At 70.5% G+C, this 12,413-nt stretch carries 9 protein-coding genes and 1 pseudogene; 3 read left to right on the forward strand and 7 right to left on the reverse strand.

Translation table 11 applies throughout. The annotated features are described in order from the left end of the window. Both H0488_RS15890 and H0488_RS15895 read right to left on the reverse strand, forming a co-directional pair. Window positions 1-815, reverse strand: an 815-nt coding sequence (locus H0488_RS15890) for a nitronate monooxygenase (RefSeq protein WP_183100240.1), incomplete at its 3' end; no start/stop codon positions are given. Window positions 816-902: 87 nt separating this feature from the next. After that, window positions 903-2,153, reverse strand: coding sequence for a glutamate-5-semialdehyde dehydrogenase (locus H0488_RS15895; protein WP_183100241.1), 1,251 nt, complete (start codon window positions 2,151-2,153; stop codon window positions 903-905). A gap of 106 nt (window positions 2,154-2,259) precedes the next feature. Here H0488_RS15895 and H0488_RS25080 point away from each other — a divergent pair, with 106 nt between their 5' ends. Next, entirely contained in the window at window positions 2,260-3,762 is a 1,503-nt protein-coding gene (locus H0488_RS25080; protein ID WP_183100242.1) for a lysyl oxidase family protein, read from the forward strand. Window positions 3,763-3,861: 99 nt separating this feature from the next. On the opposite strand, the gene H0488_RS15905 is transcribed toward H0488_RS25080, so the two are convergent. The 4 genes from H0488_RS15905 to H0488_RS15920 form a co-directional block, all read right to left on the reverse strand. Beyond that, window positions 3,862-4,815, reverse strand: a complete 954-nt coding sequence (locus H0488_RS15905) for an electron transfer flavoprotein subunit alpha/FixB family protein (protein ID WP_183100243.1) — start codon at window positions 4,813-4,815, stop codon at window positions 3,862-3,864. A 13-nt stretch (window positions 4,816-4,828) separates the two neighbouring features. Continuing rightward, the gene (locus tag H0488_RS15910) at window positions 4,829-5,617 is read right to left on the reverse strand and encodes an electron transfer flavoprotein subunit beta/FixA family protein (RefSeq protein WP_183100244.1); all 789 of its coding nucleotides are present in this window, start codon (window positions 5,615-5,617) and stop codon (window positions 4,829-4,831) included. Window positions 5,618-5,787: 170 nt separating this feature from the next. After that, on the reverse strand, window positions 5,788-6,147 hold the full coding sequence (locus tag H0488_RS15915) for a hypothetical protein (RefSeq protein ID WP_220794664.1): 360 nt from the start codon (window positions 6,145-6,147) through the stop codon (window positions 5,788-5,790). Beyond that, the gene (locus tag H0488_RS15920; protein WP_183100245.1) at window positions 6,144-6,926 is read right to left on the reverse strand and encodes an enoyl-CoA hydratase/isomerase family protein; all 783 of its coding nucleotides are present in this window, start codon (window positions 6,924-6,926) and stop codon (window positions 6,144-6,146) included. Before H0488_RS15920 ends, H0488_RS15915 begins: the two co-directional genes overlap by 4 nt. Window positions 6,927-7,005: 79 nt before the next feature. On the opposite strand from H0488_RS15920, the gene glgX reads away from it, so the two are divergent. After that, on the forward strand, window positions 7,006-9,198 hold the full coding sequence (gene glgX / locus H0488_RS15925) for a glycogen debranching protein GlgX (protein WP_183100246.1): 2,193 nt from the start codon (window positions 7,006-7,008) through the stop codon (window positions 9,196-9,198). Window positions 9,199-9,207: 9 nt separating this feature from the next. Here glgX and glgP read toward each other — a convergent pair whose 3' ends face one another. Continuing rightward, complete coding sequence (gene glgP, locus H0488_RS15930) at window positions 9,208-11,802, reverse strand: alpha-glucan family phosphorylase (protein WP_183100247.1); 2,595 nt, start codon at window positions 11,800-11,802, stop codon at window positions 9,208-9,210. 288 nt (window positions 11,803-12,090) lie between these two features. On the opposite strand from glgP, the pseudogene H0488_RS23700 reads away from it, so the two are divergent. Continuing rightward, window positions 12,091-12,413: pseudogene (locus tag H0488_RS23700) on the forward strand (hypothetical protein); the annotation flags it as partial.

Consider the following 12,413-nt stretch of genomic DNA (forward strand, 5'->3'; position numbering starts at 1 on the left):
CTGCCGGCGGCGGCGTAGACCGCCTGCTGCTCGACCGTGTTCTCCGCTTCCTCGACCATCAGCCACTGCGAGCCGGTCCACGCGCCCTGACAGCCCAGCGCCAGGGCCGCCGCGATCTGCTGACCGCTGCCGATGCCGCCGGCAGCGAGCACCGGGACCGGCGCGATCTCCTTCACGACCTGGGGCCACAGCACGATCGAGCCCACGTCGCCGCAGTGACCGCCGCCCTCGCCGCCCTGCGCGATCACGATGTCGACGCCGGCGTCGGCGTGCTTCCGCGCCTGGTACGGCGAACCGCACAGCGCCGCCACCTTGCGACCGGAGGCGTGGATGCGATCGATCATCTCGGCCGGCGGCGTGCCGAGCGCGTTCGCGATGAGCGTCACCTTCGGGTGGCTCAGCGCCACCTCGACCTGCGGCGTCGCGGTCGCCTCCGTCCAGCCGAGCAGCTGCAGCGAGTTGTCCGCGCCACCCTCCGGGAGCCGTACGCCGTGCTCGACGAGAACCTTGCGGGCGAAGTCGAGGTGCTGCTGCGGCACCATCGCGCGCAGCTGGCCGGCCAGCTCGTCCGGCGAGAGGTCGGAGGTCATGCCCTCGTACTTGCTCGGCACCACGATGTCGACGCCGTACGGGCGGTCGCCGATGTTCTCGTCGATCCACGCCAGCTCGATCTCCAGCTGCTCAGGAGTGAAGCCGACGGCCCCGAGCACCCCGAAGCCGCCGGCCTTCGCCACCGCGACGACCACGTCACGGCAGTGCGTGAAGGCGAAGATCGGGAACTCGATGCCGAGCTCGTCACAAAGGGGGGTGCGCACAGGGGCCTCCAAGAACTAGAACGTGTTCTAACTCTAGGCCCGGGCCGGGCAGTGGATCGAGGGTCTTTGGTCCTGCGGTGGCTGCCGTCAGCGGACGTGGCCGTCGCCGACGACGACGTACTTCGTCGACGTCATCTCCGGCAGGCCCATCGGCCCCCGCGCGTGCAGCTTCTGGGTGCTGATGCCGATCTCGGCACCGAAGCCGAACTCACCGCCGTCGGTGAACCGGGTCGAGGCGTTCACCAGGACGGCCGCCGAGTCGACCTCGGCGACGAACCGGCGCGCGGCGCCCTGGTCCTCGGTCACGATCGCGTCGGAGTGCTGGCTGGACCAGCGGCGGATGTGGTCGAGCGCGGCGTCGAGGTCGGGTACGACGCGCGCCGCGATGTCGAGCGAGAGGTACTCCGTCGCCCAGTCCTCGTCGGTGGCCGCCACCACGCCGTCGTAGGCCGCGAAGGCGTCGTCGCCGTGCACGGTGACCTGCGCTTCCTGGAGCGCGGTGACCACGCGCGGGAGGAACGTCTCCGCGATCGCCGCGTGCAACAGCAGCGACTCGGCGGCGTTGCAGACGCTGGTGCGGTGGGTCTTGGCGTTCAGGACGATCGCCAGCGCCTTGTCGAGATCGGCGCCCGCGTCGACGTAGACGTGGCAGTTGCCGACCCCGGTCTCGATCACCGGGACCGTCGACTCCTCCACCACCGAGCGGATCAGTCCGGCCCCACCGCGCGGGATCAGCACGTCGACGTGGCCGCGCGCCCGCATCAGCGCCTTGACGCTCTCGTGGGTGTCTCCGGGAACGAGCTGCACGACATCGGCAGGGAGCCCGGCGTCCTGCACCGCGCCACGGAGCAGGTCGACGATCGCGGCATTGCTCGTCCGGGCACTGGAGCTGCCGCGGAGCAGCACCGCGTTGCCCGACTTGAGACAGATGCCGGCAGCGTCGGCGGTGACGTTGGGGCGGGCCTCGTAGATCATCCCGACCACACCGAACGGCACCCGCACCTGGCGCAGCTCGAGCCCGTTGGCGAGCACTCCCCCACGGACGACCTCGCCCACCGGGTCCGGCAGGCCCGCCACGTCGCGCAGGCCCTGCGCCATCGCGGCGATCCGGTCCGGGGTCAGGCGGAGCCGGTCGATGATGTTGGCCGGCGTGCCGCCGTCCTCCGCCCGCCGGACGTCCTCGTCGTTGGCCGCGACGACCTCGGCCGCACCGGCCAGCAGCCCGTCGGCCATGGCGTGCAGCGCGGCGTCCTTGGTGGCTCGGGTCGCGAGAGCGAGGTCCCGCGCGGCGACCCGCGCCCGGCGCGCGACGTCGATGACGTCCTCGGTGATGCTCACCTGTGCAAGGTTAGTGCCGCGTCGTACGCAACCGATCCGCCGTCTCGGGCGTCTACCAGTCAGGCGCACTCCCGCGCCTTCGTCATGCCTGCTCGAGGAGGAGTTCGTGATCCCTACCCTGCCCCCCACCCGGAAGCGATGGGGGCTGGCCGCCCTCGCGGCCGGGGCGCTCACCGCGCCGCTGCTTGCTCCCGCCGTCGGTACGTCGCCCGCCACCGGCGCCGCACCGACGAACCCCACGATCGACCTGACCGTCCCTGACCGGGTGGTCGCCGAGACCTATGGGGGCGGCATCTACTCCGACCTCGGCTTCCGGCTGGAGGTGAGGGACGCGGCGCTGGAGATCTGGTCGCAGCGCGCCGCCGACTACAAGACCGCGCCCGCCGCCGTCGCGAAGCTGCCGCTCGGCGACGTGGTGCTGCCCGAGCAGGAGCGGATCGGTCTGCTCCAGCGCTTCCTGCGGGTGCGCGTCGTCGACCGCGACGACCCGGACGCGACCCCGAAGGTCCGCTACCGCGACTCCTGCCTCGGCGAGCCGTCCGAGCGGATCGACCCGGCAGCGGAGTTCACGAACAGCTATCCGCAGACCTGCTTCTACAACCCGTTCGCTCTCGGTGCCGTCCAGGGAATCCCGGCCGGGTGGGCGAGCGGGGTCTTCGGCTACGAGACCAGGCTGCGGCTCAAGCCCGGTGAGTACGACGTCACCGTCGCGATCACCAAGGGGTACGCCGACGCGCTCGGCCTGACCGCGGAGCAGCGGTCGGCGTCGACCGTCCTCCTCGTCCAGAAGGGAAGCGAGTGCCGCGGCTGTCGCGACGACCGCCGCGACGCCCCGCGACTGACGGCCAACCGCAACGAGCCCGACCCCGCTGGGGGCATCGACGCCATCGAGGACCTGCCCCCCGGGACCCCCACGCCGGACCTGCGCTCGCTGCCGGCCTTCAACATCCAGCTGAACCGCAGCGGCACCCAGCTGCAGTTCTCGGCGAACGTCTGGAACGCTGGCAACTCCCCGCTCGTGGTCGACGGCTTCCGTCGTGACGACGAGGACATCATGGACGCCTACCAGTACTTCCTCGACGAGGACGGCAACCAGATCGCCTACCAGCAGGTCGGCACCATGGAGTGGGACCCGGACCCGACCCACCAGCACTGGCACTTCACCGACTTCGCGACGTACGAGCTGCTCAACGCCGACAAGACCCGCGCCGTGCGGTCGGGCAAGGAAGCGTTCTGCCTGGCCAACACCGACGCCGTCGACCTGACCGGCGAGGGCGCCGCATGGGAGGCCTACGAGGAGGACCTGGGCAGCGTCTGCGGTGGCTACGAGACCCGCTCGATCCGTGAGGTGCTCTCCGCCGGGTGGGGCGACACCTATGCGCAGTTCCGGGCCGGGCAGTCGTTCCGGATCAAGAACCTGCCGGACGGCGTCTACTACGTCCGGGTGCTCGCGAACCCGAAGGACACCCTGATCGAGTCCGACACCGACAACAACGAGGCCCTCCGCCGGGTCCGTCTCGTCACCAACGAGGCGGGCGAGCGCCGGGTGCGGGTCGCGCCCGTGGGCATCGTCGACGAGGACCAGGAGTACTACTACCGAGGCCAGTAGCCGACGTACGACGAAGCCCCCGGCACCTCACGGTGCCGGGGGCTTCTGCCACGTTGGTCGAGGACGTCGCGCAGCGACTCCTCGAGACCCTCGATGACCTCAGCTCTTGCGCTTCTCGATCTCCTGGGTCGCGGCGGGCAGCACGGAGTGCAGGTCACCGACGACACCGAAGTCGACCAGCTCGAAGATCGGGGCTTCCTCGTCCTTGTTGACGGCCACGATCGTCTTCGAGGTCTGCATCCCGGCCCGGTGCTGGATCGCGCCCGAGATGCCGTTGGCGATGTAGAGCTGCGGCGACACGGTCTTGCCGGTCTGGCCGATCTGCAGGGCGTGCGGCTGCCAACCGGAGTCGACGGCGGCACGCGAGGCGCCGACCGCGGCACCGAGCGCGTCCGCGAGACCCTCGACGGCACCGAAGTCACCGCCGGTGCCACGACCACCGGAGACCACGATCGCGGCCTCGGCGAGCTCGGGACGACCGCTGGCCTGGCGCGGGTTGGACGCGACGATCCGGGCGGCCTTGGCCGCGTCGGAGATGGTCGCCGCGAACTGCTCCACGGTGCCGGCGCCGGCGGACTCCTCGGCGGAGGCCGAGTTGGGCTTGACCGTGATGATCGGCGTGCCCTTGGTGACCTTGGCCTTGACCGTGTAGTTGCCCGCGAACACCGACTGCGTGGTGCTGCCGTCGGCGTCGACGTCGACGGCGTCGGTGATCAGGCCCGAACCGAGCTTGATCGCCAGGCGACCGGCGATCTCCTTGCCCTCGGCGGAGGAGACGATCAGGATCGCCGCCGGCGAGGCCGCGTCGGCGACCTGCTGGAGCACCTCGGCCTTGGGGGCCACGAGGTAGCCCTTCACCTCGGCGTGGTCGACGACGTAGACCTTCTCCGCACCGAACTTGGCGAGGTCTGCCGCAGCACCCTCGGCCTTGTCGGCGCCACCGATGAACACCGCGGACGGTTCGCCGAGGCGCTTGGCGATCGCGAGGAGCTCGTAGGTCGGCTTGCGGACAGCACCGTCGACGTGGTCGACGAGAACCAGAACTTCAGACATGTCTCGTTGCTCCTCAGATGAACTTCTTCGAGGCGAGGAAGCCGACGAGCGCCGTAGCGCCCGAGCCGTCCTCGTCCTTGACGATCTCGCCGGCGGTCCGCGGCGGACGCTCGGTCGTCTCCTCGACGGCCGACCAGGCCACCGAGAGGCCGACCTCACCGGCGTCGACACCGAGGTCGGCGAGGGTGTAGTTCTCGAGCGGCTTCTTCTTGGCCGCCATGATGCCCTTGAACGACGGGTAGCGGGCCTCGCCCGACTGGTCGGTCACGGAGGCGACCAGCGGCATCGCGCCGATGACGACCTCGGTGGCGGTGTCGCCGTCGCGCTGGACCGCGAGCTGGTTCTCCTTGCGCTCGATCCGCGAGCCCAGGGTGACCTGGGGCAGACCGAGACGCTCGGCGAGCATGGCGGGGACGACGCTCATCGCGCCGTCGGTGGAGGCCATGCCGCAGAGCACGACGTCGACCGAGCCGATCTTCTCGACGGCCTTGGCCAGCACCAGCGACGTCGCGATCGCGTCAGAACCGGCGATCGCCTCGTCCTGGACGTGGACACCCTGGTCGGCGCCCATCTGCAGCGCCTTGCGCACCGCGTCGGCTGCCTTCTCGGGACCGACGGTCAGCGCGGTGACCGTCACCTCCTCCTCGGTGCCCTCCTTGAGCTGGAGAGCCTGCTCGACGGCGTACTCGTCGAGCTCCGACAGAAGACCGTCGACACCCACTCGGTCCACGGTGTTGTCCGACTCGAACCGCGGATCCGCGGTGGCGTCGGGAACGTACTTCACACAGACGACAATGTTCATGGTTGTGGCCGGACCGGCCCCTTCCTGCACTCGTGCGACCCTCGAGGGTCGACATCTAGTCCTTGCGTGGACAGCGCTCGCAGGTTACCGCCCAGTTTCGACCCAGGGGTAACCGTGCGTACGTGGACTACCTCACACGGGATTCCGGGTATGGGCCCGCAAGGTCCGCCCTACGGACGGATCAGCCGCTCGAGGAACCGGCCGACGATGAGGTAGATCACGGCAGCGATCCCGTAGTTGAACAACGCGTTCTTGACCTCGCTGTTGGGGTCCTTGAACTCCTTGACCGGGTTGTCCAGGTCGAAGAAGCCCAGGTCGAACGTGTTGGCGAGGTCGCGCACCAGCTGGACCAGGTCGTTGTTGTCGTTGGCGTCGAGCGCGAAGCTGAACGCGGCCGCGGCCAGGACGAGGGCGAGCGACAGGCAGACCACCCAGACGGCGCGCGAGACGACACCGCGGATCCGCGCCACCGTGAGGGTGGCGCTGCTCCCCGTCCCCTCGTGGGTCGCCTTGTCTGCCATCTTGCTCATCGTCCCTCGAATCTGGCCTTGCCGGGTCCGTTCTCGATGAAGGATTGCATGCCCGTGGTCCGATCCTCGGTTGCGAACACCGCGGCGAACTGCTGACGCTCGATCGCCAGCCCGGTCTCGAGGTCCGTCTCGATCCCGCGGTCGACGGACTCCTTGATCGCGCGCAGCGCGTACGACGCGGCGTTGCTGAACTTCGCTGCCCACGCGACGGCGGCGCCGTAGACCTGCTCGGCGGGGAAGACCCGGTCGACCAGACCGATCGACAGCGCTTCGTCGGCCTTGACGAACCGGCCGGTGTACATCAGCTCCTTGGCCGTCGCCGGCCCCACGAGCCGGGCGAGTCGCTGGGTGCCGCCGGCGCCCGGGATGATCCCGAGCAGGACCTCGGGCTGACCGAAGACGGCGTCCTCCGCGGCGAACCGGACGTCGGCAGCCATCGCGAGCTCGCAGCCGCCACCGAGGGCGTAGCCGTTGACCGCGGCGACGACCGGCTTCGGGATCCGGGCGATCGCGTTGACCGCTCCCTGGACCCGATCGACCCGGTCGACCAGGTCGACGTACGACTTGTCGGCCATCTCCTTGACGTCGTTGCCGGCGGCGAACACCTTCTCGCCGCCCCAGACCACGACCGCCCGGACGTCGCGGCGCTCGGTCGCCTCGGTGGCGGCGGCGAACAGCTCGTCCTGGACCTGGAAGCTGATCGCGTTCATCTTGGGCCGGTCCAGCCGGATCGTCCCGACACCGTCGGCTACCTCAAGTCGCACGAACTCGCTGGTCATCGGGCTCCTCTGTGATCAGTGGTGCGGAAGGGGTACCGCGAGCGCATTGTGTCACCTGTCACCGTGCAGAATCGAGCGCATGACTCCCGGCCTCTGGCGCAGCCTCGGCGACAGCGCTCCACTCTGGCCGGGCCGGAACTGGCCGCTCGGTGCCACCTGGACGGCCGAGGCCACGAACTTCGCGCTCCACGCTCCCGACGCGACCGAGGTCTGGCTGTGCGTGTTCGACGACGAGGACGAGTCCGGGGGCGAACGCCGCTTCCCCCTCACCGAGCACTCGCTCGGCATCTGGCACGGCGCATTGCCCGGTCTCGCGCCCGGCACCCGCTACGGCTTCCGCGTCAACGGTCCGTGGGAGCCCGGCGACGGCCTGCGCTTCAACCCGCAGAAGCTCCTGCTCGACCCATACGGTCTCGCTGTCTCCGGGACGACCTCGGCCGGGCCCGAGGTCCTGGCGTACGACGTCGACGACCCGTCGCAGCCGAGCACCCTCGACTCCGCGCCCGCCACCGCCCGCAGCGTCGTCGTCGACCCGGCCTTCGACTGGGAGGGCGACGCCCGGCCCCAGGTCCGCTGGCGCGACACCGTCATCTACGAGCTGCACGTCAAGGGGTTCACGAAGCTGCACGACCGGATCCCCGAGGAGCTGCGCGGCACCTACGCCGGGCTCGGCCACCCGGTCGTCACCGACTACCTCAGGGACCTCGGCGTCACGGCCGTCGAGCTGTTGCCGGTCCACCAGTTCTTCTCCGAGCCGGCGCTGCTCGAGCGGGGGACGACCAACTACTGGGGCTACAACAGCATCGGGTTCTTCGCCCCGACCGGCGCCTACAGCTCGTCGGGCGACCGCGGGCAGCAGGTCACCGAGTTCAAGCAGATGGTCAAGGCGCTGCACCGGGCGGGGCTCGAGGTCATCCTCGACGTGGTCTACAACCACACCGCCGAGGCCGACCCCCAGGGCGCGTCCCTCTCGTTCCGCGGCCTCGACGACCGTGGGTTCTACCGTCGTGTGCCACCGGGGCCCGCCGCGGACAGGGACGACGCCGCAGCCGCCTTCGACGACACCTACTGGGACGTCACCGGCTGCGGCAACACCGTCAACGCCGAGGACCCGCTCGCGCTCCGGCTCATCCTCGACTCGCTGCGCTACTGGGTCACGGAGATGCACGTCGACGGCTTCCGGTTCGACCTGATGTCCGCGCTGACCCGGACCGGGCCGGACATCGACATGTCCTGCAAGCTGCTGGTCGCGATGGGCCAGGACCCGATCCTCCGGCACGTGAAGCTGATCGCCGAGCCCTGGGACGTGTCCATGGGCGGCTACCTCGTCGGCCAGATGCCGCCACCGTGGGTGGAGTGGAACGACCAGTACCGCGACACCATCCGCGACTTCTGGCGCGGGCACACCAACGGGATGCACGGGGTGGCGACCCGGCTCGCCGGCTCGTCCGACCTGTACGCCGATGACGGGCGGTCGGCGTACAACTCGGTCAACTTCGTCACCTCGCACGACGGGTTCACGGTCCGCGACCTGGTCTCCTACGACCACAAGCACAACGAGGCGAACGGCGAGGACAACCGCGACGGCAGCGACAACAACCGTTCGTGGAACCACGGGGTCGAGGGCGAGACCGACGATCCCGAGATCGTCGCCCTGCGCCGGCGGCAGGCCGCCAACCTGATGGCCACGCTCTGCCTGTCCAACGGCGTCCCGATGCTGACCGCCGGCGACGAGCGCGGCCGGAGCCAGGGCGGCAACAACAACGCCTACTGCCAGGACAACGAGATCTCCTGGGTCGACTGGAGCGTCGACGGCGGCTACGGCGCCTGGCTCGACGTCTACGACCTCACCAAGACGGCCCTGCGGCTGCGGCGCGAGCACCAGACGCTGCGGCAGCGGCACTGGTTCGAGGGACGTCCGACGATCGTCGGCGGGCCTAAGGACCTCGCCTGGCTACATCCGACGGGACGCGAGATCACCGACGCCGACTGGCACGACACGGGACTGCGCACGATCGGCATGTTCGTCTCGGGCAAGCCGCTCCGGGAACCGGGGCCGAAGGGCGAGCAGGTCATCGACGCGTCGTTCCTCATCTGGTTCCACGCCGGTCCCGAGCCGTGCGCGGTCTTCCTTCCCGACAACGACTGGGTGCGCAAGGGCCAGGTCGTGCTGTCGACCGACCCCGACCTGCCCTGCGGCACCCCGGTGGAGTCCAGCGAGGAGCTGCTGATCGGTCCGCGCTGCGTGGTCGTGCTCCAGGAGACGGAGTAGCCGCGCGGCTCAGGCGACGGTGACGACCCCGAGCTCGGCCGGCGCCACCAGCAGCGGGTGGGCGGGCACGACGCGGACGGTGTAGCCGAACGGGCCGCTGCGCGCGAGACCGACCTCGGCGTCGTACCGGTGCCGCCCGCCGTCGTAGGACTCGGTCGGCTGGAGCACGGTGATGGTCGGCTCGACGAGGAGGTCCTCGGTGTCGACCCGCCCGTGCACGAGCTGGACCTCCACGTCGGACGGTGCGAGGTCGCCGAGTGCGATGTAGGAGCGCACCGTCATCGGCGCACCGACCAGCGGCTCGTCGCCCACTCCCCGCGCCTCGACGTGCTCGACGCGCACGCCCTGCCAGGCGCCCCGCACCCGGGCCTTCCAGCGGGCGAGGTCGCGCGCGCCGGCGTAGTCGCTGTTGAGCGCGCGGGCGTTGCCGGCCGCCGGGGCGTAGAGCTGACGGACGTAGTCGCTGACCATCCGGGTCGCCAGCACCTTGGGGCCGAGCGACTTCCAGGTGTGGCGCAGCATCTCGACCCAGCGGACCGGGATTCCCTCGTGGTCGACGTCGTAGAAGCGAGGCGCGACCTCGTGCTCGATGAGGTCGTACAACGCCCCGGCCTCGAGGTCGTCGCGCCGGTCGTGGTCGTCGAGGCCGTCGGCCGACGGGATCGCCCAGCCGTTCTCGCCGTCGAACCACTCGTCCCACCAGCCGTCGAGGATCGACAGGTTGAGACCGCCGTTCAGCGCCGCCTTCATGCCGGAGGTGCCGCACGCCTCGTAGGGCCGCAGCGGGTTGTTGAGCCACACGTCGCAACCCGGGTAGAGCGGCAGCGCGAGCGCGATGTCGTAGTTGGGCAGGAAGGCGATCCGGTGTCGGACGTCCTCGGCGTCGGCGAAGCGCACCAGCTCCTGGATCAGCTTCTTGCCGCCGTCGTCGGCCGGGTGCGACTTGCCCGCGATGACCAGCTGCACCGGCCGCTCCGGGTGCAGCAACAGCTCACGGAGCCGGTCGGGGTCGCGCAGCATCAGGGTGAGCCGCTTGTACGACGGAACCCGCCGCGCGAAGCCGATCGTCAGCACGTCCGGGTCGAGCGCGGAGTCGATCCACCCGAGCTCGGCCTTGGCCGCGCCCCGCTTCTCCCACGACCGGGTGAGCCGCCGGCGGGCGTCGAGGACGAGCCGCTCGCGCAGCTCGCGCTTGGTGCGCCACAGGTCGACGGCCGGCACCTTGTCGACCGCCGCCCAGAACCCCTCGGTGTCGTCGCCGTCCGGGTCCGCACCGTGGGCGACCGCGTGGGCGATCACCTCGCGCGCGACCCAGGTGGGCGCGTGCACGCCGTTGGTGATCGACCCGATCGGCACCTCGGCCTCGTCGAACGCGGGCCACAGGCCGTTGAACATCCCGCGGCTCACCTGGCCGTGCAGCTTCGAGACGCCGTTGGCCCGCTGGGCCAGCCGGAACCCCATCACCGCCATGTTGAAGACGCTGGGATCGCCGCCCTCGAAGTCCTCGGCCCCGAGCCCCAGAACCCGGTCGACGGGCACGCCCGGCGTCGGCCCGGCATCGCCGAAGTACTGCTCGACGAGAGTCTGGGGGAACCGGTCGATCCCGGCCGGCACGGGGGTGTGGGTGGTGAACACGGTCGACGCCCGGCCGACCTCGATCGCGGTGTCGAGGTCGAGGTGCGGGCCCGGCTCCCTCACCGTGAGCTCACGGATCCGCTCGACGCCGAGGAACCCGGCGTGCCCCTCGTTGGTGTGGAACACCTCGGGCTCCGGCGCGCCGGTGATCCGGCAGTAGGTGCGGATCGCGCGGACGCCGCCGACCCCGAGCAGGATCTCCTGTCGCAGCCGGTGCTCGCTGTTGCCGCCGTACAGCCGGTCGGTGATGTCGACGTAGTGGTCCGGGTTGCCCTCGACGTCGGTGTCCAGCATCAGCAGCGGCACCCGGCCGACACTGGCGACCCAGATCCGGGCCAGCAGGTCCGGACCGTCGGGCAGCGACAGCGTGATGACCGCGCGGCTGCCGTCGGCCTCGTGGAGCAGCGAGATCGGGAGCCCGTCGGGGTCGAGCACCGGGTAGGTCTCCTGCTGCCAGCCCTCGTGCGAGAGCGACTGCTTGAAGTAGCCGTGGCGGTAGAGCAGGCCGACGCCGATGATCGGCACGCCCAGGTCGCTGGCGGCCTTGAGGTGGTCACCGGCCAGGATGCCGAGGCCGCCGGAATACTGCGGGAGTACGGCGGTGATCCCGAACTCGGGTGAGAAGTAGGCGATCTGGCGGGGCCAGGCCGCCTCCGGCTCACGCCCCTCCGAGAGCCGTTGGTACCAACGGGGCTCGGTCAGGTAGGACTCCAGGTCGGCGCGCACCTCGCCGAGACGGCGTACGAAGCCCTCGTCAGCGGCAAGCTCCGCCCAGCGCTCGGCCGACACCTCGCCCAGGAGGCGCACCGGATCGTTGCCGCTCTCCGCCCAGACCTCGGGGTCGACCGCGGCGAAGACGTCCTGCGTCTCGGGGTGCCAGGACCACCGCAGGTTGGCCGCCAGCTCACCGAGGGGAGCCAGGGTCGGCGGGAGAAGGGGCCGGACGGTGAATCGACGAATGGCACGCACCCTCCGACCGTAACCGAATCGGACTTGAACGATCCAATGGACGTCGTCGCGCTATTTCCGCGACGACGTGTCACGTCCGCGTAACGCGGGGCAGCGCCACACGTTGTGGGGAACAAGGCGGCGAGCGGGACGGAGTCATGGGGGCTGTCCCGCTCGCCTCCCCATCTGGATGGGCCGAGCGGGTCGCAGACCGTGCTTGCCGCGCGGACCTCGCTTCGAGGTAGGCATGGGTACGGCGCCGCTGGCGGCTCACCGGCTGTGCCGCTGACCCCGCATAGGCTGGGCTCGATGTCTACTTCCCTTCGCTCTGTCGGCGAGCACCAGGAGCGGATCGCCGGTCTGGTCGGTCTGCTCGCGCCGACGACGATCCCGCTCTCGGACGCGCGCGGCCTGGTGCTGGCCGAGCCCGTCACCGCGACGGAGCCGCTGCCGTCCTTCGACAACTCCGCGATGGACGGGTACGCCGTACGCGCGGTCGACATCGCCTCCGCCTCCCCGGACGCACCCGTGCGCCTCCCGGTCGCGGCCGACATCCCGGCCGGCTCCCCGGCCGGGGACCTCGCCGCCGGGACCGCCCACCGGATCATGACCGGCGCGCCCCTCCCCCGCGG

It is taken from the genome of Nocardioides pelophilus, assembly GCF_014180685.1.
Taxonomy (GTDB): Bacteria; Actinomycetota; Actinomycetes; order Propionibacteriales; family Nocardioidaceae; genus Nocardioides; species Nocardioides pelophilus.